22 protein-coding genes are annotated in these 20368 nt (G+C 30.1%); 5 read left to right on the top strand and 17 right to left on the bottom strand.

From position 1 onward, the window contains the following. Positions 1-24 precede the first annotated feature (24 nt). On the bottom strand, positions 25-861 hold the full coding sequence (locus KPL44_RS03115) for a DUF7402 domain-containing protein (RefSeq protein ID WP_216247307.1): 837 nt from the start codon (positions 859-861) through the stop codon (positions 25-27). 300 nt (positions 862-1161) lie between these two features. Between KPL44_RS03115 and KPL44_RS03110 the strand changes: the two genes are divergently transcribed. The 3 genes from KPL44_RS03110 to crcB (KPL44_RS03100) are packed head-to-tail and all read left to right on the top strand — an operon-like array spanning position 1162 to position 2786. Continuing rightward, positions 1162-1965, top strand: a complete 804-nt coding sequence (locus KPL44_RS03110) for a tetratricopeptide repeat protein (RefSeq protein WP_216247306.1) — start codon at positions 1162-1164, stop codon at positions 1963-1965. Positions 1966-1991: 26 nt separating this feature from the next. Further along, a complete protein-coding gene (gene crcB, locus KPL44_RS03105; RefSeq protein ID WP_216247304.1) occupies positions 1992-2408 on the top strand; it encodes a fluoride efflux transporter CrcB in 417 nt (138 codons plus the stop codon). A gap of 24 nt (positions 2409-2432) precedes the next feature. After that, complete coding sequence (crcB, locus tag KPL44_RS03100; RefSeq protein WP_216247303.1) at positions 2433-2786, top strand: fluoride efflux transporter CrcB; 354 nt, start codon at positions 2433-2435, stop codon at positions 2784-2786. 19 nt (positions 2787-2805) lie between these two features. Here crcB (KPL44_RS03100) and KPL44_RS03095 read toward each other — a convergent pair whose 3' ends face one another. Together KPL44_RS03095 and KPL44_RS03090 are read right to left on the bottom strand one after the other, a co-directional pair. Further along, positions 2806-3186, bottom strand: a complete 381-nt coding sequence (locus KPL44_RS03095) for a DUF1523 family protein (protein WP_216247301.1) — start codon at positions 3184-3186, stop codon at positions 2806-2808. A 157-nt stretch (positions 3187-3343) separates the two neighbouring features. Next, entirely contained in the window at positions 3344-4486 is a 1143-nt protein-coding gene (locus KPL44_RS03090; RefSeq protein ID WP_216247299.1) for an aldo/keto reductase, read from the bottom strand. Between the two features lie 169 nt (positions 4487-4655). On the opposite strand from KPL44_RS03090, the gene KPL44_RS25680 reads away from it, so the two are divergent. Further along, positions 4656-4778: a hypothetical protein gene (locus tag KPL44_RS25680; RefSeq protein ID WP_301182921.1), complete on the top strand. Its 123-nt coding sequence runs from the start codon at positions 4656-4658 to the stop codon at positions 4776-4778. A 58-nt stretch (positions 4779-4836) separates the two neighbouring features. Here KPL44_RS25680 and KPL44_RS03085 read toward each other — a convergent pair whose 3' ends face one another. Further along, the gene (locus KPL44_RS03085; RefSeq protein WP_216247297.1) at positions 4837-5187 is read right to left on the bottom strand and encodes a hypothetical protein; all 351 of its coding nucleotides are present in this window, start codon (positions 5185-5187) and stop codon (positions 4837-4839) included. Between the two features lie 209 nt (positions 5188-5396). Next, positions 5397-6668: a transglutaminase domain-containing protein gene (locus KPL44_RS03080; protein ID WP_216247295.1), complete on the bottom strand. Its 1272-nt coding sequence runs from the start codon at positions 6666-6668 to the stop codon at positions 5397-5399. Positions 6669-6866: 198 nt separating this feature from the next. Here KPL44_RS03080 and KPL44_RS03075 point away from each other — a divergent pair, with 198 nt between their 5' ends. Beyond that, the gene (locus KPL44_RS03075; RefSeq protein WP_216247293.1) at positions 6867-7337 is read left to right on the top strand and encodes a GreA/GreB family elongation factor; all 471 of its coding nucleotides are present in this window, start codon (positions 6867-6869) and stop codon (positions 7335-7337) included. Between the two features lie 78 nt (positions 7338-7415). Here the strand turns inward: KPL44_RS03075 and KPL44_RS03070 are convergent, their stop codons facing one another. The 12 genes from KPL44_RS03070 to KPL44_RS03015 all read right to left on the bottom strand — a co-directional run bounded on the left by KPL44_RS03070 (position 7416) and on the right by KPL44_RS03015 (position 20307). Next, a complete protein-coding gene (locus KPL44_RS03070) occupies positions 7416-7955 on the bottom strand; it encodes a DUF3267 domain-containing protein (RefSeq protein WP_216247292.1) in 540 nt (179 codons plus the stop codon). A 273-nt stretch (positions 7956-8228) separates the two neighbouring features. Further along, the gene (locus tag KPL44_RS03065; protein ID WP_216247290.1) at positions 8229-8747 is read right to left on the bottom strand and encodes a hypothetical protein; all 519 of its coding nucleotides are present in this window, start codon (positions 8745-8747) and stop codon (positions 8229-8231) included. Between the two features lie 27 nt (positions 8748-8774). After that, positions 8775-9140, bottom strand: coding sequence for a hypothetical protein (locus KPL44_RS03060; RefSeq protein ID WP_216247288.1), 366 nt, complete (start codon positions 9138-9140; stop codon positions 8775-8777). A 24-nt stretch (positions 9141-9164) separates the two neighbouring features. Further along, on the bottom strand, positions 9165-10358 hold the full coding sequence (locus KPL44_RS03055; RefSeq protein WP_216247286.1) for a DUF7305 domain-containing protein: 1194 nt from the start codon (positions 10356-10358) through the stop codon (positions 9165-9167). 287 nt (positions 10359-10645) lie between these two features. Then, positions 10646-11929, bottom strand: a complete 1284-nt coding sequence (locus KPL44_RS03050; protein ID WP_216247284.1) for a hypothetical protein — start codon at positions 11927-11929, stop codon at positions 10646-10648. Continuing rightward, positions 11916-12488 carry a PilN domain-containing protein gene (locus KPL44_RS03045; RefSeq protein WP_216247281.1) on the bottom strand — a complete coding sequence of 191 codons (573 nt, stop codon included), beginning with the start codon at positions 12486-12488 and terminating at the stop codon, positions 11916-11918. Before KPL44_RS03045 ends, KPL44_RS03050 begins: the two co-directional genes overlap by 14 nt. A 9-nt stretch (positions 12489-12497) precedes the next feature. Next, positions 12498-13583 carry a pilus assembly protein PilM gene (gene pilM / locus KPL44_RS03040; protein ID WP_216247273.1) on the bottom strand — a complete coding sequence of 362 codons (1086 nt, stop codon included), beginning with the start codon at positions 13581-13583 and terminating at the stop codon, positions 12498-12500. Between the two features lie 436 nt (positions 13584-14019). Further along, a complete protein-coding gene (locus tag KPL44_RS25675) occupies positions 14020-14448 on the bottom strand; it encodes a type IV pilin protein (RefSeq protein ID WP_301182920.1) in 429 nt (142 codons plus the stop codon). 125 nt (positions 14449-14573) lie between these two features. Further along, positions 14574-15782: a type II secretion system F family protein gene (locus KPL44_RS03030; RefSeq protein ID WP_216247271.1), complete on the bottom strand. Its 1209-nt coding sequence runs from the start codon at positions 15780-15782 to the stop codon at positions 14574-14576. Between the two features lie 11 nt (positions 15783-15793). After that, the gene (locus tag KPL44_RS03025) at positions 15794-17482 is read right to left on the bottom strand and encodes a GspE/PulE family protein (RefSeq protein ID WP_407934986.1); all 1689 of its coding nucleotides are present in this window, start codon (positions 17480-17482) and stop codon (positions 15794-15796) included. Positions 17483-18071: 589 nt separating this feature from the next. Further along, on the bottom strand, positions 18072-19043 hold the full coding sequence (locus KPL44_RS03020) for a 2-keto-3-deoxygluconate permease (protein WP_216247269.1): 972 nt from the start codon (positions 19041-19043) through the stop codon (positions 18072-18074). A 91-nt stretch (positions 19044-19134) separates the two neighbouring features. Next, the gene (locus tag KPL44_RS03015) at positions 19135-20307 is read right to left on the bottom strand and encodes an NAD(P)-dependent malic enzyme (RefSeq protein WP_216247267.1); all 1173 of its coding nucleotides are present in this window, start codon (positions 20305-20307) and stop codon (positions 19135-19137) included. Positions 20308-20368 lie beyond the last annotated feature (61 nt).

The raw sequence follows: 20368 nt of genomic DNA, 5'->3' as shown, positions 1-20368 counted from the left end.
TTATCTCTTGTTTCCATTTTTTAATTAGTTAAATATATCACTATTTTTCTTATCTCCGTTAATATCAGTGCCATAAACTTCAATTTCTGTTAGCGCCGCAATTTCTGATGGTTCATCAGCCATCTTAAAATCCATTAATTTAACCCAACTAATTCTTTTTTTGTCAAACTCAATATATTGAGCATCACTGGTTTTTATAGGTCGTACATTCTTTTGGGTTCCATCAGAAAATACTATTGTTATATTATTCCAATAAGTATCATGTGGAAAATCTGCTCTTAGGTATAAAGCAATTTTATCCACCTCTACTTCTCTACCAAAATTTAGAAGTAACTCTGCATCTTCTCTTTGCCCTGTCCCCCAAGATTCATATGGCCATACTCCATACCCCTGATTATTTGTTTTCCCATCAATTGTATTTCTAGCAGCAAAAACCGCCTCATTCCTAGTCTCAACATTTGCCGTAACATGAGGATAATATGTTGTGTCGCACCTCTTATCCATTACATTTTTCGCAAGGTTTCTATAACAATAAATTTCTTCATTTGTCGCAATACGCATATCAATAGTATGATTGCTACCCTTAAATGAACATAATGAATATGGTATGGAATCATCCCCAAATGGTATAGAAAATTCTAGTATATTTCCCGGAACATATATTAACGCTTCTGATAATTCATTATCTATATTAATAACTAAATATTTATTACCAGATAAATTAGTAAAACAAATTTTATCCCCTTTTTTATATTTTTTGGTGTGTATAAGCGAAATTTCTTTCATCCCAGACATTTCGCTTATTGTTATATTAGATTCATCTTTTATCTCTATTTTTAGCGTGTTCTTTTCTTCTTTCATTGATTTACCTTCCTCTCTATATTATAAATTAATTATCTATATATTCAAAGAAATCAAAATCTGATGGGGTATATTTAAAAATTTAATTATTTACTCCATTATTAACCTTATATTATATATTATACCTTTTTTATATTTTGTAAAGGATATCATTCAACAAAAGCTCCAGTTATAAAATAAATTTTACAACTGTTTTGGTTAGATTAAGGACCTTTAAAATATTTTGTGATTACAAACAGTTTATTGCAATATATTAGGTTTTTGAGTTATAATAAATATACAATAAGAAGGTGTTATAAAATGAGTTTAAAAAAATATATGAATATTATAGCTTTTGTTTTAGCATTATTTATCTTCATAGCGATAAATAAATTATTAGCTTTTCTTTTTATTATTTTATATTTAGTACGTATGAATCTTGCAACAATTATTTATTATATTGGAAGCAATAAATATAAAAGGAATAAAATTGATGAAGCTTATAAATACTTCGAAAAAGCCTATAATGTAAATTTCTCACCTATGAAAATAAAATTATACTACATATACTATTTGCTTTTAAGAGGTGACTTAAATAAGTCAGAAAATTTATTGAACCAACTTTCAAAGAAAAAAGTAACTGCTGATGATGAAATCAATATAAAGCTCAATATATCAATTGTCTTGTGGAAAAGAAATAATATAGATGAAGCAGTTAATATCCTTATGAATTTATATAATAAATATAAATCTTCTATTATATATCAAAATCTAGGTTACTTTTTGCTTTTACAAAATAATTGTACTAAAGCTTTAGAGATAAATCTTGAAGCATATAAATTCAATTCATCAAACGCAGGCATAATAGATAATTTAGCAACTACCTATTATATGTTAGGTGAATATGATAAATCTTTAAAACTATATGAAGAACTAATGTTAGAGAAACCCTCTTTTCCATCAGCCTATTATTACTATGCATCTACTCTGCTAAATTTAAATAAACCTCAAGAAGCACTCGAAAATTTAAAAGAAGCCTTAAAGTGCAATTTTACATTTTTGAGCGCTATATCAAAAGAGGAGATAGACACTAAAATAGCTGAAATTGAAACTTCAATAAAATAGATTTTGTTAAAGGAGTAATCAAAAATATGAAAAAGTACACATTTATAGCCATCGGTGGTATGCTGGGGGCTGTATTAAGATATGTTATAAAAAGCATACACATTTATCATTATAAAGAGGTTATACCAATAAATACTTTGCTAATTAATATTTCTGGTACTTTTCTATTATCCCTTATACTAACTATTGCCTTTGAGATTTATGAGATGGATTCTGATATAAGACTAGGCATTGCTACCGGATTCTTGGGTGCCTTCACAACTTTTTCTACACTTTGCAAAGAAACTGTAAATCTTATAAACCAAGGAAACTATTATTCTTCCATATCTTATATTGGTTTCTCTGCAATGTTTGGACTTTCCGCCGCTTACTTTGGAGTTGTAGTTGCAAGAGAGGTAGTTCCGATTTTTATAACTAGAAGAAGCCCTAGTGATGTAGACTAGGATGAGCTGTAGGAGGTCTAATTAATGACATACGTGTTAGTAGCAGTCGGTGGAGCCGCGGGAAGTTTGGTTAGGTATAGCCTTGGTAAATTTATAAGTGAAAAATCAAAACACTCTTTTCCAATAGGAACTTTTATAATCAATATTACAGGTGCGCTTTTGCTTGGTTTTGTAAGCACAATTGGAGTAAGCGGTAATGTAACACTGCTCCTAGGGGATGGCTTCCTGGGCGCATACACAACTTTTTCAACTTTTATGTATGAAGGTTTTAACCTATTTAAGGAAAGAGAAAAACTAAATGCTTTTATATACATTCTATGTACATTAATTTTAGGTATTGTAGGTTATGTTATAGGAAGCAAAGTAGCCAGTTTATAAAAGAGGGTAAGATAGAATGCTATTTTACCCCTTTAGCTGTTACAATATTTTGATAAGATGAAAATATTGGTATACTCAATCCATATGCTTTAATTTCATATTTTTTATTAATTATAAGTCCCCAATATATATCTTCTGATAGTATTTTAAATTCTAATATACTATTATCATTTCTAAATACTCTTATATCACCATTTTGCATTTCCGTATAAATTAAATACGTATCCTTATTATCATGTTTTATTATTCGTTTACTCTCAATTGTTACTACATAAGTATTTCTAAAGAAATGTGGAAAAAATATAATTACACTAACTATTACAAAAAAAACAATAATTACTTTTCCGAACTTAAACTCAGAAAAATTCTTATTTCTAAATAGATAAGATTTTTTTTTCATAAAGTCTCCTTTATTTTATTAAATTCATCTACTTTAATTATTACTCCTTTTTCTGGAAATTAGAACCTAATATTTGTAAAATTTTATATTTATGGCAACTAAAAACACTGGCATATCATAATGTAGTTATGATATGCCAGTGTTAATTTCTTATATTCTATTCAAATAATGCTTTAACATTCTTTAATTCTGTGCGAATTGAAATACCTTGAGGACAATGAGTTTCACATTTACCACACTCTACGCAGTTTGATGCTTTTTCCTTATTGGGAACTGCTAAAGAATAATTCTCCTCTTTGTCAAACATAAAATGATTATTATAGAAAGTGAAATTTTTAGGAATATTTACACCCGCTGGACATGGCATACAATACTCACAGGCTGTACAACTAACTTTTACTTTTTCCTCAATGACAGTCTTGACTCTGCTAACTATCTTTAATTCTTCATCTGTTAATGAATTAACTTTGACCTCACTTGCCGTTTTTATATTTTCTACAATTTGCTTCATTTCATTCATTCCGCTTAATATAACTGACACTTCTGGATGGTTCCATACCCAACTTAAAGCCCAATCAACTGGTGTTCTTTTTACATCCGCTTTATCAAAAACATTAATAGCCTCTTTGGGAAGATTAGCTGCGAGTTTTCCTCCTCTAAGCGGTTCCATAATTGTAATTCCTAGACCCTTTTGACATGCATACTCTAAGCCTTCTGTTCCAGCCTGAAAATTCTCATCTAAGTAGTTATATTGAATTTGACAAAATGACCAATCATAATAATCTACTATTTCTTTAAAAAGAGGAAGTTTATCATGGAATGAAAATCCTGCATATTTTATTCTTCCATCTTTTATAGCAGAATCTAAAAACTCAGAAATCCCAAGATCTTTAAGCACAGCCCAGGTATCAACATTAAGAGCATGTACTAAATAAAAATCAATACTGTCTGTCTCAAGTCTCTCTAATTGCTCATTTAAATATTTGTCCATATCTTCTCTTGTTTTTATAAGCCAACTAGGAAGTTTTGTAGCTAGTTTAACTTTCTCTCTATATCCATCTTTTAACACTTTTGCTACAAATGGTTCACTTGCTCCGCCACTACCCATACCTGTCCCATGGTACGGATAAGCAGTATCTATGTAGTTAACACCTTCATCAATTGCGAAGCGGACAAGTTTCATTGATTTTTCCTCATCTATTTTGGATTGATCTCCTCCTGGAAGAATTGGAAGCCTCATACACCCAAACCCCAAAGCTGAAACCATTTCATTTGTCTTTCCAAACTTTCTATATAACATTATAATTCCTCCCTTAATAAAATCTAATCGATATTTATAATATTTTGCAGCTTGTTTTATATGCAATATTATAACATAATGATTGATCTAATATATATATTTTAAAATTTCAAATATACATAAAGTTTTCTTAACCTTAATATTTTCTTAATATCCTTTTAACATAGTTATGGTATTATTTATATATGAGAAAGGGAGTGAAAACTATATGAACAAGAAAAATGAATTTGTTATTAGTAAAGATGTTATTGATGAATGTCTTGCTGATTCCATAGAAAAAAAAGCAAAATAAAAAAGCAAGTCTACATTAACAATGTAAGACTTGTTTTTATTTTGACCCCCATTAATTACTACATATATTTGTCATAAATGCTACAGAACCCTTTAAGAAAACCAATATAAAACTCTTGTGGAATATCAACTTCTGGAAATAATTTTGCAAGTCTATCAAATTTATTAACAGCTAGAACATTAATGTTTTTAATTATATTTGGTAATAGTCCCTTCTCTAAAAGATTAAGATATGAAATCAGCCCTACTTCAAAACCATTTATTTCATAAGGATGGATCTCTCCTTGTTTCTCGTCCTCATAATAAGCTTTAACAAATTGATGAATAACTAACAAAGAATCCTCTTCAATATCTTCTATAACCCTATTGTTAGCTTCTTCTTCTTTTTTCCATTCAATTATTTTACCCATTATTGGTACCTCCTTGTTTCAAATTTTCAAATTCTATTTTTTTGTTTTATTTACTATACTATCATTAGTATTCAATTCAATGATTAATTGCTCTAAATATTTTTAGTTATAAAAATATCCCCTTTCTTACAATAAATTTTTTTATAATCTGTTATAAGAAAGGAGAACATATAGTTGTTTAAGCTATAAATCTATGTTTTATAGAATTCTTATTTACTTTTTATCACTATTGCAACTGATTCTAGTTTATTTGCAGAGGTTCTAGTCACATAAAGCTTGCTTGCAGTAGTCTTAAATGCAGCAAATAAATATGAATATCCTTTACTTACAGTTGCCTTAGATATTGCTTTCGCACCTTTTGTTAAGGCAGGATTTACAGCGTAAACATTTACTATGTCCCCTGCTAATAATCCCTTCACACATACTTTACCCTTTGCAACTGACACATAAGAAGAATTTAATGTTACACTTTTCTGCATTGCTGCCAAAATTTTAGGTACGGCAGTATCTGTATATATACTATATTTTTTAGAAGCTACCGGAAATAAAGCTTTGTCCCAACTGTGATCTAACCTCATTTCTGCATCACTACATAAAGAATATGTTTCTATTACTCTTCCATTTACATCAGGTAAAGGATCATTCCAAGTCGTATCCAGGTGGTACCAACTTCCCCCTACCATTACCATATTCCAAGCATGACTTTCACTATCATTACCATTATACGCAGCTCCTGTTATTATTCTAGCCTGAAGTCCTGCATCTGTTAGCATTCTATATGCTAATAATGCATAACCCTGACAAACTGTTTCACCACTTCCAAGTATCCCCGCATAAGCAGAAAAGTTAGTATGTGTTGTGTCATAAGATAGCTTTTTACAAATATAAGAATTTATAGCCTTTACCCTTTGACCTTCAGTCATATCAGATGTTATTATTTGTCCGAGCACCTCTTTTACCTTTGCCTTTACCTGATTTTCCTGCACCTTGGTTTCTAGATACTCAAATGTGTATACTACATTTAATTCGTTATCACCAAAATCTGTAATGCTATAAGCATATGATTTTAATAAATTCTTTTCATAGTCATTTCCAGCTGTCTTAACTGCTGTCAAAACTGTATCTTGCATAAAGTTAATGCTATTGCCAACACTTTTAGAACCTGTATAATTAATATTTACCTCAGAAACTCTATTAGATATAGCATAGTTTACTTTTGCTTTAAATTCATCAATGGTAGTCACATTATAGGTAACAACGGCTTCAGATTTATTCATTGTTTTCGTTGTGTAACCCTTACTAAAATTTTGAATATAATTACTTTGTTTTAGTCTATTACTTCCAATTAAAGAAACAGAACCTATTTTGGTTTTACCGTTTATTTGATTTGCATACACTAAGGAACCTATACTTGAAATCGATACAGCTAAAACTATAATTAAAGACAATAATATTTGACTTATTTTTTTACTTGTTTTCATATAATCTCCCCCTACTTTAGATGATAAAGCAATAATACATTGCTTATAAAATCATTATGATTATATCATAATAAATTATAACTTACGTTACTAAACTATTACATTTCTAATAAAAATTATATTTATTAATCTGTGCTATAATTGTATTATTTAACATATAAGAACATATAATAATATGAAATAAAAGAAGATGAAAAAATGAATAATAAACTTACTAAAAAAGATGTTGAGCAGCTCCAAAAGGAATTTGATTATCGTAAGGGACCACTAACAATGGAAATTGCCCATGAAAAAATGTTAGCTGCGGCTCATGGTGATAGAAGTGAAAACGCTGAATATAAAGCTGCAAAATCAAATATGTACGATAACTTTCGAAGAATGGGTTATTTAATAAAAATGATTAGAAGTGCTGAAATCATAGATGACGTTATCGGCAAAACTGCTGGTGCAAACATAGGCGATAAATTACTGATAAAATTTGATGGCAGTGATGATATAGAACAAATAGAACTTGTAACAACACTTCAAGTAGATATAATAAACGGTAAATTTAGTATTGAGTCTCCAATAGGAAAAGTGTTATTTGGAAAGTTAATAGGAGATATAGTTGAAGTGGATTCACCTGATGGAAATTATAAGATAGAACTTGTGAACATAATTAAGGTATAATTACAAGACTTGATATAAGAAAAGCCAAAAATTTACGCAGCTTTCGACAAGTGACAGTCACCATTGCATTTGGTTTTTCTAAACTACATCAAATCCATATATTCTATCAACTATCTTACTATTAGAATCATATCTTATAAGTTTAAAAGACATATACAAGTCCCCTGAAGCACCTAATAAATTAAGAAGGAATATTATGCCTCCTATCCAACTAGGTAACAACAACGTAACAATAGACATTACTGTTAATGGTGATAAAAGAATAATTAAAAATTTAGTACGATCTATAGGTATCCCAGATATTTCTTGCGTATATGCATAAATCCCCTTAAATCCATACTTAACTTTGCCACCAAAAATCCTATATGCGAGTCCATGAATACTCTCATGAACAATTGATATAGGAATCATTAAAAGTAGCACATATAAACAAAAATTAATTATTAAGTATTTAGTTGGGTAAAATATATATGGTTTAAGAAAGAAATTATCAAGTATATTGTCTGTGCTGCTTCCCAGGAGTTTCACAGTTACAAAAGCTATTATTATACACATTACATGCGTTTTCCACGTAATTTTAAAAGACATGTCCATCACCTCTGTTAGAAGTATTGACATGTCTTTGGGTTGTTAAACTTATTTCTTGCTATTGGTAAAATTTTCACCCTAGTGGTACTTACGAAAACAGTTGGAGCTCAGCGGAGACTGTGCTCGTTTGGTACGCAACTTTCGACAAGTGACAGTCACCATTTTGGGGAGCTTGCTTCCCACTTGCTATATAATTTTCAATTAAAGAATCACTTATGATAATACCTACATCCATGCTACCAATTATCTTCTATTAATTAAGAAGGATAATAATTACTATAATTTGTTCAAACCTTATTAATATCAATACTTTGTATAATATATAATCGTATGAGAAGATTCGCTTAATGGTATTATTTTTACAGTGCCGATAGAATTCTCCAGCATAAACTCAAAATTAGAATTATAATTTATACCATTAGTTGTATCAGAAACATTAAACCTTAACATGCCATAATCATCACACGGTAAAAACGATAAACTAGTGATTTTAGCTCCTATTTTACTAATCGTTGTACCTTCCCCAACATAACTCATTTTAACTAACTGTTGACCCACTAAACTTAGAGAGAAATAATTAACTTGAGGATTTACAACTATAGGGTCTTTACTAATCACCTTGGCATTTCTTAATTCTTTCATGATATAATCAGCGACAAATCTTACGTCTTGCTGATTATAACTTTCACTTATAGATCGGCTATAAACTTTATTGGTAAAACTATAAAGTGAAAATGATAAGATAAGTACAATTATCGAGATAGGAATAACAATTATAAGTTCTATTAAAGTAATGCCTTTTTTATTAGAATACTTATTCATATTGATCTCCTTATTTTTAAGTTAAGTTTATTTATTATCAGGTAAAAAAGTTGATAACTCTGTCTTATTTTTACCAGTAGCATCAGTATAGGTATAAGTAATACCTGGTATATGAATATTTGACCCCAATGAGCCTAAATTTAATGTAATATTTTTAGAATAACTACTCGTGCCCACTGTTACATCCACCATACTTGAACCTCCACTTTGAATTGCACTACCAAGTTTATTTTGAGCTTCTGAAATATCTTTAGTTCTATTTCCACTTTGAAAAACAATTTTAGTGTTAAATGATAACGAATTCATAAAAATAACTATAATTAACATAATTATTGCTATTGCCACCATTTCCTCAACTATGGAAAATCCTCTTTTTTTTGTGCAATCTATCATAATTTCACTCCCTAAGATTCATTTCTACTTCCAATATCTTTGTTGATAACCAGATCCACCTGTTCCTCCTGTATCTCCGGTTGGTATCGGAATTGAACATGATATAAATGTAACTTTAGCCCCCCCCGTTACATTAATATCCTTGCCTACAATTGACCCTTTAATTTCTACTCCACCATCTAAATTTATTATTGTATTTGGTGCATATATTTCTCCGTTAATCTTAACGCCATTATTTAGATCAAGTTTAAGCGCATTATTGTATAAAACTAATTTACTGCAATCTTCTTCGCCATTAACATAATTAATTTTACTTCCCCAACCAGTTAAAATATAGTCATCTACATATAGTAATAACCTTCCTGTACCATTTATTATAATGTTACCTGCAAGCGACAGTTTTTTTATTCTAAGTTTATTATCACCAGATCCAATATTAATCGTAAGTATCGAGTTGTTCTCTATTTTAATTTCATTATAGCAAGTACCAGCATTAATACTTTTGTTATTACCATTGCCAGTAGTAAATGTTCCCATACTAGTTAAAGTCTCTGGGAAAGGTGCATCTATATAACTGTTATTAGCTTTTTTTATTGTCTTGTCGCCTGTCCAACTTGATTTTGTTACAATTTTACTACCATCTCCACTTATAGGAATGCATATAGAACCATTAATGAGGTTATCAGCAAAATAATAAATAGCTCCATTATTCGTCGAACTAGTCCCTATATCCCCAATAATATTCCCCGGAGAACATCCTTGATTAACATTAATACTGTTAACACCAAATATGGCGGAGTTCGTGGTTACTCCAGCACTTGTAACCTTTGTTAATACTGAAGTGACGCTATCTGTAACATTATCATTAGCTCCATATAACACCTCTCCAACAGAAGTAACACTCAAGCTATCATCTACTTTAGTTATAGTTGTTTTAAACTTACCCACTCCAAATTTAGTATCATCAGATACTATCGAGTGTGTTGGAGAAGATACTATCGCTGATTCTATATCAGATGTATTCATTGTACTTAATGCTTTTACAGTAGCAGCTGCCCCAGCTTTAGCAATAAAATAAGCCTGAGTCTTCTTTTCTTGTCTTATTGAATGTTTGTTTTCAAAAATCATAGCAGTACCTAACGTCGCACATATAATTGTAACAATTCCTGTTATAGCAATTACCACTAAAAGAGATGCACCTTTCCTTTTTTTTTGCATTAAAACCTCTCCTAACAATTTTTTAATATTAGTATTGGTTATTTAACATTATACAGACTATTATTTCAAGCTTTAACATACTTGATTCTATAACATAACTTATTACTAATAGTTACTTAAATATAGTAATTACTCGTAATAATAATTGGTTTCACCCTCTTACTTTCTCCATACTAATTACACATTTATATCAATAATCTCTCCTAACATTTTTTGATATTATAATTTATGTTTAGTTTCAAAATGGATTAGCAACAAAATCACCTCAAACTTCTAAATATTTCTATTCACTTATTAACATATTGAATATAATTTCTAACAACAGAAATATCGCCTTTTTCTTTTATTATATTCACTCGTGGTTTGTTTTTATCATCATCTAAAATATCGACATCAACTTTTTTATCAGTATCATTTGTAATTTTAATATTTGCTGCTGATAAATCTGAGCCTTGGCCTCTTTTTTGTGAAAAAATGTCTAGAATTATATTTTTTCCAATAGGTACAAATTCAATAGGCTTACTAAAATCTTTAGGATATGTTTCTTTACTTGTTTTATATTTATAAAAATATTTAGTACCAATTTGAGTAAAATAAAACTCTACTGGCTCTACCCCAGCATTATCAACATAAATATATGATAACTTTGACTCATCTTTTCCCCTTTCAATTGTTACAGTATTCAAATCAGGTGTTTTAGGTTTTGCATATAAAACAAAATCACTTTTGTTATCATCCTTCGTTGCCGTTCCTCCATTTTTTGTCACTGTGTTATTTTCATCATTTGGTGTTATCTCATTATTAATTAGTGATGTAGTCGGACTTTGAAAAAAAGGATTTTCACTACCACCTGGTTTTTTATAATTCCACTTAAAGTCATCATTATTATTGAGTTTAGGAACACCATAAAAGTCTAATATAATAGTTCCTGATACTTCACTGCCCTCTGCCCCAGTTAGTGTTATGCTTTTTATAATTATCTTTTTATCGTAATTTTCTACTTGCCCTATAAAACTTATAAATTCATCGTACACACCCTTAAATTTAAGTGTAACTTCCATTTTATATGCGCCAATAATCTTCGAGTCATTAGTCTTCTTACTAGTAATATTAGTTTCGTTTTTAGCTGTTCCATTAAAGTCGTTTACTAATTTGTCTAATTCATTTGTAGTATTTTTGCTTTTATCTTCATTATTTACAGTTTTTGTCGTATCTACAACATTGTTTCCACTACTTACTTCTGAAAACGCTAATACATCTGCTTGAAAATTACTATTTTTAATCATTTTATCTAATATCACTATGATTTTTTCCTGCTCTAGTGATGGAAATAGCATACCTGTTGCATTAAATATTTTAGAATTTAAATTTTTATACTGTTCTTTTCTTTCATTTTCTGACATTATCTTTGCCTTAGCTAACTCCCATTTTTGCGAATATGAATCTTTACTGGCTTTTAATTCAGTTATCTTTTGATTTTGTTTCAAAAAGACAAAGTTATAAAACCCATAACATAATACCACTATTAATAAAACTCCTATTAATACTTGTTCCCTTTTAGTTACCTTCATAATTATCAACGTCCTTCAAAGTACACTTTACATTAAAAGTAAATTTCTCATTATCTGTAGATGATGAATTTATACTATCAATTTGTACTTCTTTTACAAAATCTAAATTTCTTAAAGTGCGCTCAAACACCGCTATTGCTTCTCTATCTTTTGCTTCAGCTTGAATTTGCACTCCATTAGCATCCAAGGTCATAACTTTAAAATCTACACCTTCCGGAACGCAAGAATTTATTTTATCTATTACTTTACTACCTACAAAATCTTTATTATTTATACCCTCACTGATATTGGATACTACGCTATAGTACTTGTTCATTATAGCTAACTTTTTTTCTTCATTTCCTATCTCATTTAACTTAGCAATATTTTCTTTCGAATTTAAATTTTGCTGTATATTCGTAATTTCAGAATTTAACTTACTTATGTTAAAATAATTAGATGCATATGTAAAAATAATTAATAAGACTAAACTCGCAGATACTATAGCAGCATAAAAATATTCTTTTTTAAAATCTTTTTTAATTCCTGTATAAGCGTCAAAAAAGTTAAAATCGTTCATAAATCTCACCTACCTCAGTCTTATTATCGCTCCTATAGCATTCAAATATTTGCTTAATTCCTCATCTATTCTAGCTGAATCTACATTAGCTGCATTTATTTTAGAGCAATTTACATTACTTAAGCTATGAATTTGAGTAACAGGTAAGTTTACAACGTCTTTCATAAATATTTCTATACCTTTAAGATTTGAACTTCCTCCGTAAATATATATTTTATCTATTTTATTTCCTTGTTTTTTATTTTTATAATAATTGAGTAATTTCTCTATTTCACGAATCCAATTTCTTACTTGTGCTTTCGCAATATCGTTTACCATTGAACTCTGCATACCACTTAAAGATTCCCTTTCTAAATTACAATTTTTAAATTTTTGATCCTCTGCTTCCTCTTCTGAAATAGATAATTGCTTAGCAATATCTACATCTATATGGGAACCACCATAATTAATAATTCTAGTAAACAACACATTACCATCCGAAATAATATTTACATTTGTAAAATCATGTCCTAAATCTATAACTGCAACAGTATCTTCTGAACTGAAATTTTCATCGTTAACTTGTATATTATTAATAAATAACTTATTAATGCTATTTGAGCTTATATCTAACGCTACAGCATTGCCATTTAATTCTTTCACTAATTTATAATATCCATCTACCATGATTTTAGGATATACTACTACTGCAAATTTTGCCTGTTTTATGTTTTCATCTTCAAACTCTTCTAATATTTTATATTGCATTATGTAATCATCAAATTTAATTGGTAAATATCTTTCCATTTGAAACTTTATTATAGAATCCATATCCTCTTTTTTTGCTACAGGGATATCGATGTCTCTAGTTATAACTGTTGTACTTTTGGTAGTGATAATAATATTTTTACATCTTATATTTTCAGCTTGCAAAACGTCTAAAATTTCATCTTTTAATTTGGTTACATCTAAAATATTACCATCATTATAACATCCTTCTGGTGTAATCATCGTAATGGCTTTTTCTATAACAATATTTTTTCTATGCTGTGTTCCTAAAACTATTTTTGTATTTTGTGAACCTATGTCTAAGGATAAGACTTTTGAGTTGAACATGAGTAGTCACCTCTTTTTTTGTTTAGTTAGTTGGACAATTAGTATATACTTTCAGTTCTTGTGTTAATTACCTTGAGGTATTAACAAGAACTGAAAGTTTACATTTGATACCTTAAATTATTGACCTTTGTAAGTTGTTCTACCAGTAGAGATCATTGCTGACGCTTAAATTAATATAACTGTTTTTTAATGACCAATCAGCAAGCTGAGTAGAAACTAAAAATACGTCCAAGTTTTAACAATTAAATTTCATTTTTCAGCAAAAATCTCTTAGTCTCCATATTAATATCGATAAAATTTTGGTTTAAATCGTTATTTAATAATAATGTAACTATTATATGCAAGATGTATATTTAAAAGTTGCATATAAATTAGTTTTCACTCAATCAACCGGATGGATTTGTCCAACCCAAACGGTTGAACCTGTTCTAAAAACTTATGGGGCAACCGTTACAGAAAGCAAGTCTGAACCACTTGTCGTTCTTGATGCTACAAAAGCTGTACCATCTTTATTCTTAACAGTTGAAGTAAGTGTAAAAGTACCATCAGCAGCATAAATTAAGCCAGTAATCCTACTAGTTGGAACACCCGACAACTTTATTACTGGATCAGTAGCAACGTTCGTAGATGTTGTGACAGCTGTAACAGTTCCTTCCGCCATTAATGATTGAAGAGCTGTTGCAATTTGTTTACCATCAGTAACAACCTGAGTTCTTGTTGCTTTATCCTGAAATCCGGAAAACTTTGGTATCATTATCGCTGCTAAAATACCAATAATCGCAATAACAACAATAAGTTCAATCAATGTAAAACCTTTCCTCTTTTTTTTCTTAATTACATCCATTTTCCTTAAGCTCATTTCCATTAATAATTCCCCCTAATAAATAAATTTTAAATATATAATAATGCTAAAACTACAAAACCTTGATGCTACTAATATTTATAATTTTCATGCCTTTGTTTTGTAGTTTTATCATATTAATCAAACTATTAATGAACCGTACTAGACATATCCATAATTGGCATCATCATTGCTATTACTATAAATCCTATAACAACTCCCATTACTATTATCATAAGTGGTTCTATCATTGTAGTCATTTTTTTTAGTGATGTTTCTAATTCCTCATCATAAAAATTTGCTGTCTTGTCCAATATATCATCTAGTGAACCAGACTCTTCTCCTATTTTTATCATGGAATGTAACATTGCTGGGAATATTGCTTCTACTCCTAATGCTTCCGCTAAAGATACTCCTCTTACTACTTTTTCTTTGATTTTTTCTAAAGCATTTTCTGCTACTTTATTTCCAACTACCTTTTGAACTACTTCTAATGCTTGTACCAAAGGTACACCACTAGCAATTACAGTAGATAAAGTTCTAGTAAATCTAGATACTATTGCCTTCTCTGTAATATCTTTAATTATTGGCAATTTCAACTTTAATCCATCTATTGATAATCTACCTTGTGGAGTTTTGACATAACTCTTCATACCATAAATTGCTCCACCAATAATCGCAATTAAAATGTACCATTTAGTTTGTATAAATTGACTTATTTCCATAATTATTCTCGTAGGTGCTGGTAACGCTACCCCCGAACTTGTAAACATCCCTGTAAATGTAGGCATTATAAATGTTAGAAGGAAAATTACTATTACAACTGATAAACCTCCGAGTACCATTGGATAAACCATAGCACTTTTAAGTTGATTATTTATTTTGTTTTCTTTTTCAAAATGGGATGCCATTCTATTCATTATTGTATCAAGGTTACCACTGACTTCTCCTGTATTTATCATATTTATAAGTAAATCTGGAAACACATCTTTATGTTTTGAAAGTGAATCTGAAAGAGCAACCCCCTTTTGCAAATCATCATGAACTTCGTATAAGCTTTTTTTAAGTTTTTTATTTTCAGTTTGCTTTTTTAAAACATCCAACGCATTAGCAATATTAGCACCTGCGTTTATCATTGTGTAAAATTGTCTGCAGAAAATGTATAAATCCTTTGTTTTAACCTTCTCAAAGGATTCAAATAAATCCTTCTGCTCACGTTCTAACACTTCTTTAATTTCTATTGGATAATAATTATTGTCTTCTATCATGGCTAACACTTCATTTTTACTATTAGCTTTAAATATTGCCTCTATTTTTTGACCTTTATGGTCCATAACTTTATACTTATAAGTAGGCACTTACTCCACCCCTATTCTTTCAAAAACGCTATCTTAACCAGTTCCTCGACCGTTGTCATTCCTTTTAGTACTAAATCAGTACATGATGTTTTTAGCGTTTTCATCCCTTTTTCTATACTTATATCTCTTATCTCATCTACACTAGCGTTACGCATTATGTATTCTCTGTGTGTGCGGGTTACTTCCATTATTTCATATACACCTATTCTTCCTGAGTATCCAGTATTGTTACAGTGTCCACATCCCTTACCTTTGTGAATAAGCAACTCCTCCGCTGAGTGAATGTTTAGGATTTCTTTTTCAAAATCAGAGGCAACGTAAACTTCGGAGCACATTGGACATATTTTTTTTACAAGTCTTTGAGATATAATTCCTGCTATGGCACTAGCTACAAGGTAAGGTTGTATATCCATATCTATAAGTCTTACAATTGCTGAAGGCGCATCATTAGTGTGTATTGTACTTAACACTATATGCCCAGTTATAGATGCTCTTGTAGCAATTTCTGCTGTTTCATTATCCCTTATTTCACCTATCATAACAACATCAGGATCTTGTCTTAAAATCGACCTTAAACCAGATGCAAAGGTTAGTCCTGCTTTGGGATTTACATTTACTTGATTTATTCCATCAACTATATACTCTACAGGGTCCTCTACCGTTATAATATTTTTACTATTATCATTTAATTCACTTAATAGGGTGTATAGTGTAGTTGATTTTCCACTGCCTGTAGGGCCTGTGACGAGAATTATTCCATATGGATTTTTAAGTATTCTTGCTACTTTTTCTAAGTCATCTTCATTCATACCAAGTTTTTCTTTACCAACCAAGAAATTTTCTCTATCTAGTACCCGGATAACAACCTTCTCACCATGAATTGTCGGCAATGTTGATACCCGCAAATCTACCTTCTTATTATCTACAATTGTTAAAATTCTACCATCTTGTGGTATCCTCTTTTCTGCAATATTTAATTCTGCTAGTATTTTTATACGAGTTATAAACGCACTAAATATATCTTTATTGTATTTAGATATTTCTTTTAAAGTACCGTCTATTCTGTATCTTATTTTTATATAACTTTCAAAAGGTTCTATATGGATATCACTAGCTTTCAGTTTTATTGCATCGCTTATTATAGAATCAACAAGTCTAACCGCCGGAGCGCTTTTTATATCATCTAATTGTGCTTTATTATCTTCCGTATCAACCTTTGTTCCCTGAGCTTTCGATAAATCATCAGCGGCTTTCTTCGCGCTTTGACTAGCGTAATATACATCAATTGCATTTTTAATATCTTTTGTTAGTGCAATAAATATTTCAACATTAAAACCTGAAGATATCTTAACATCATCTATCGCAAATATATTTAAAGGATCAGACATGGCAACCTTTATTTTATTGTCTTCTATACCAAAAGCAACTAAGTTATACTTTTTTGAAATAACCTCTGGAATTAATTGAACAACTTTTTGATCTATCTCTTCCATATCTAAGCGTACTCTTTTTATGCTTAATTGTTGTTCTAGAACTTCTAAAATATCTTCTTCGGTTAAAACCTCATCTTCAATAAGAAGTTCTCCTAACCTTTTTCCATTACCTTGCTGTCTTCTGAGTACTTTATTAAGTTCCTCTGAAGTTATCTTTCCAGATTCAATTAATAAATCTCCCAATCTTTTTTTTGCCATATTCTTCATTGGCTATACCCCTTTATTAACTAAAATATATAATGTTTTCACCTATACATATATGCATAACTGCATCTGAAATATTTCTTGGTTTTTGTTTGTTTTAAAACCAATATTCCACATTTTTAAGGATATTTATAACTATTACTTAATTATATATTACATACATTTTTCTACATTATACAATGTTTATTAATGCTATGCAATGTGCTTTTAAAAATTTTATATTTTTTCCAAAGCTAGCAATAGTCTAGTTTACAGTACTTTATAAAGTGGTTACAAAAGTTTTTATAACTATCTACATAATAATCTATTTTAATACAAATTATTTGTGATTAGCAATTTTAAACTTACAAAAAATTTAATTTAAGTTAAAATATTATTCAAACTGATTAATATCATTATATGCAATATAAATTTGTTTACCCAATGATACTAGACATTATTTTTTACTATTTGTTCTAATAATTTCAATACAAAAAATTATAGCAGTCAATTTATATAAAACTATAAATTGACTGCTAAGCAAACCCTAATTCATTTTTTCCATGTTTATTTTAACATCTTAATATTATAAAATTTTAATAGTCATATTTTATCATGCAGCAGGTCCATTCGCTAATTTTTTCATTTTATTTTTAGTCATCACTTTAAATGCGTAAGAAACAATAAATGGACAGAGGATAGCAGATATTACACATGATGCTGCAACTTGTGCTGTGGCTATTGTTGCAATCGCCACTAATGATGGATCTGCTCCTGCAATAATAGCTGGCGTCGCAACAGCGTTTCCTGCAGTTGACCCTGTTGCAAGTCCTATTATAGGCTCTTCTTTAAATAATTTTAAGAGTACATAAGCTCCTATTCCAGTAAATGAAGCTATTATTCCAAGTAGTATACCAGGACCTCCAGCTTTTACAATAGTTTCAAGATTCATTCCTGCACCTAATGGGAAAGAGAAAAATGGGATTAATAACAATCCACTACTTCCAAGGAATTTTCTCATATCAATATCAATATTTCCTAAAATCATTCCTATTAATATCGGAACTAATACTGCTACAAGTGCCATAAAAGGAACTTGAGCAAGTCCTGATGCACCTAACGCAACTAATGTAAAAAACGGACCATCTTTTAAAGAAAGTAATGCATAAGCACCTACATCAGTTTCATCACCATACTGTGAAGCAAGAGATGCATATAATCCACCATTACAATTTGTTAATCCTGAAAGGATTGCGAGTGGTGATAAACCTAATACTCCCGCAGGTCCAAAAACTTTTCCTACAAATATACCAATACCAGCACCTACTATAAATTTTCCCGTTATTAGTAGTGCACCTTTTTTTAACGCCTTTGGTGCTAAATTGAAATTAATTTGTGAGCCAATTAAAAACATAAAACAAGCTAAAATTGGTGTTGATGCCGCTTTACCGAACAATCCCGTTGTAAAACCACCAATTTTTAAGACTTGTGGGAAAAATGTATTAACTAATACCCCTAAAAAAAGTGGAACAACCATCATACCGCCCGGAATTTTATCGAGAGTTCTCTTAATTGGAATTTGCATTTTTTCGACCTCCTATTTTTCAATAATTGTAGTTGGGGACATCCATTTCTTTTCAGGCGGACTCCCATTTTTTTAAATTTATTCTATTATTTTATATTCTTGCTACTCCTGTATCTCTTGCAGCTTTCGCAATTGCTTCTGCTACTTTTGTCGCTACTCCTTTGTCTAATGCACTTGGTATTACGTTATTTTCGTTTAAATCTTCATCTTTTATATAATTTGCAATAGCATACGCTGCTGCAAGCTTCATTTCTTCGTTTATTTCTTTTGCTCTCACATCTAAAGCACCTCTGAATAATCCAGGGAAAACGAGTACATTATTTACTTGATTTGGGTAATCAGAACGTCCTGAACCTGCCACCCTTGCGCCTGCTTTTTTAGCTTCATCTGGCATTATCTCAGGTGTTGGGTTTGCCATTCCAAAAACTATAGAATCTTTATTCATAGACTTAACCATATCAGCTGTAACAATTCCTGGAGCTGAAACTCCTATAAATACATCTGCACCTACTAAAGCATCACTTAGATTTCCTTTTATGTTTTCTGGATTAGTTATTTCTGTAAGAGCCGTTTTTGCATCATCAATTTTCTCCATTCCTCTATAAAGTATTCCTACTTTATCACAAGCAATTAGATTTTTAACTCCGGACCTTAGTAAAAGTTTTGATATTGCTGTTCCTGCAGACCCTGCACCATTTATAACAACTTTTAAATCGCAAAGTTTCTTTCCTACTACTTTAGTCGCATTAATGAGTCCTGCAAGAACTACAATAGCTGTTCCATGTTGATCATCGTGAAATACTGGTATATCCAATATTTTTTTAAGTTTGTCTTCCACCTCAAAACATCTTGGAGCACTAATATCTTCTAAGTTTATCCCACCAAATCCTGGGGAAATAAGTTGAATAGTACGAACAATTTCATCTACGTCCTTTGTATCTAAGCAAATTGGAAAAGCATCTACATTTGCAAATTCTTTAAATAGTATTGCCTTACCTTCCATAACTGGAAGTCCTGCTTTTGGTCCTATGTCCCCAAGCCCTAAAATTGCGGTGCCATCTGTAATAACTGCAACCATATTTCCTTTAGCTGTATATTTGTATACGTTTTCTTCATTCTCATGAATCCTTCTACAAGGTTCAGCAACTCCAGGTGTATATGCAAGTCCTAAATCCTCTTTTGTTTCTATTTTTACCTTTGATTTTATTTCAAGTTTACCTGTGTATTTTTCATGCATTTTTAAACTTTCTTCAAAATAATTCATTTAATATCTCTCCTCTTCGTTATATTATTTATACGTTTTCATGATTAATATTTATGTTTTA

It is taken from the genome of Clostridium sp. DSM 17811 (assembly GCF_018861905.1).
Classification (GTDB): Bacteria; Bacillota; Clostridia; order Clostridiales; family Clostridiaceae; genus Clostridium_AD; species Clostridium_AD frigoriphilum.
This window is presented reverse-complemented; position numbering and strand designations above follow the sequence as displayed.

Excerpts from the sequence above, each read along its gene's own strand:
- KPL44_RS03085 (WP_216247297.1), bottom strand. The coding sequence starts at position 5,187 with ATGGGTAAAATAATTGAATGGAAAAAAGAAGAAGAAGCTAACAATAGG.
- KPL44_RS03015 (WP_216247267.1), bottom strand. The coding sequence starts at position 20,307 with ATGAATTATTTTGAAGAAAGTTTAAAAATGCATGAAAAATACACAGGT.
- KPL44_RS03075 (WP_216247293.1), top strand. The coding sequence starts at position 6,867 with ATGAATAATAAACTTACTAAAAAAGATGTTGAGCAGCTCCAAAAGGAA.
- KPL44_RS03025 (WP_407934986.1), bottom strand. The coding sequence starts at position 17,482 with ATGAAGAATATGGCAAAAAAAAGATTGGGAGATTTATTAATTGAATCT.
- KPL44_RS03115 (WP_216247307.1), bottom strand. The coding sequence starts at position 861 with ATGAAAGAAGAAAAGAACACGCTAAAAATAGAGATAAAAGATGAATCT.
- crcB (WP_216247304.1), top strand. The coding sequence starts at position 1,992 with ATGAAAAAGTACACATTTATAGCCATCGGTGGTATGCTGGGGGCTGTA.
- KPL44_RS03090 (WP_216247299.1), bottom strand. The coding sequence starts at position 4,486 with ATGTTATATAGAAAGTTTGGAAAGACAAATGAAATGGTTTCAGCTTTG.
- KPL44_RS03110 (WP_216247306.1), top strand. The coding sequence starts at position 1,162 with ATGAGTTTAAAAAAATATATGAATATTATAGCTTTTGTTTTAGCATTA.
- crcB (WP_216247303.1), top strand. The coding sequence starts at position 2,433 with ATGACATACGTGTTAGTAGCAGTCGGTGGAGCCGCGGGAAGTTTGGTT.
- KPL44_RS03080 (WP_216247295.1), bottom strand. The coding sequence starts at position 6,668 with ATGAAAACAAGTAAAAAAATAAGTCAAATATTATTGTCTTTAATTATA.
- KPL44_RS03070 (WP_216247292.1), bottom strand. The coding sequence starts at position 7,955 with ATGTCAATACTTCTAACAGAGGTGATGGACATGTCTTTTAAAATTACG.
- pilM (WP_216247273.1), bottom strand. The coding sequence starts at position 13,583 with ATGTTCAACTCAAAAGTCTTATCCTTAGACATAGGTTCACAAAATACA.
- KPL44_RS03065 (WP_216247290.1), bottom strand. The coding sequence starts at position 8,747 with ATGAATAAGTATTCTAATAAAAAAGGCATTACTTTAATAGAACTTATA.
- KPL44_RS25680 (WP_301182921.1), top strand. The coding sequence starts at position 4,656 with ATGGTATTATTTATATATGAGAAAGGGAGTGAAAACTATATGAACAAG.
- KPL44_RS03095 (WP_216247301.1), bottom strand. The coding sequence starts at position 3,186 with ATGAAAAAAAAATCTTATCTATTTAGAAATAAGAATTTTTCTGAGTTT.
- KPL44_RS03060 (WP_216247288.1), bottom strand. The coding sequence starts at position 9,140 with ATGATAGATTGCACAAAAAAAAGAGGATTTTCCATAGTTGAGGAAATG.
- KPL44_RS25675 (WP_301182920.1), bottom strand. The coding sequence starts at position 14,448 with ATGGAAATGAGCTTAAGGAAAATGGATGTAATTAAGAAAAAAAAGAGG.
- KPL44_RS03045 (WP_216247281.1), bottom strand. The coding sequence starts at position 12,488 with ATGAACGATTTTAACTTTTTTGACGCTTATACAGGAATTAAAAAAGAT.
- KPL44_RS03050 (WP_216247284.1), bottom strand. The coding sequence starts at position 11,929 with ATGAAGGTAACTAAAAGGGAACAAGTATTAATAGGAGTTTTATTAATA.
- KPL44_RS03020 (WP_216247269.1), bottom strand. The coding sequence starts at position 19,043 with ATGCAAATTCCAATTAAGAGAACTCTCGATAAAATTCCGGGCGGTATG.
- KPL44_RS03055 (WP_216247286.1), bottom strand. The coding sequence starts at position 10,358 with ATGCAAAAAAAAAGGAAAGGTGCATCTCTTTTAGTGGTAATTGCTATA.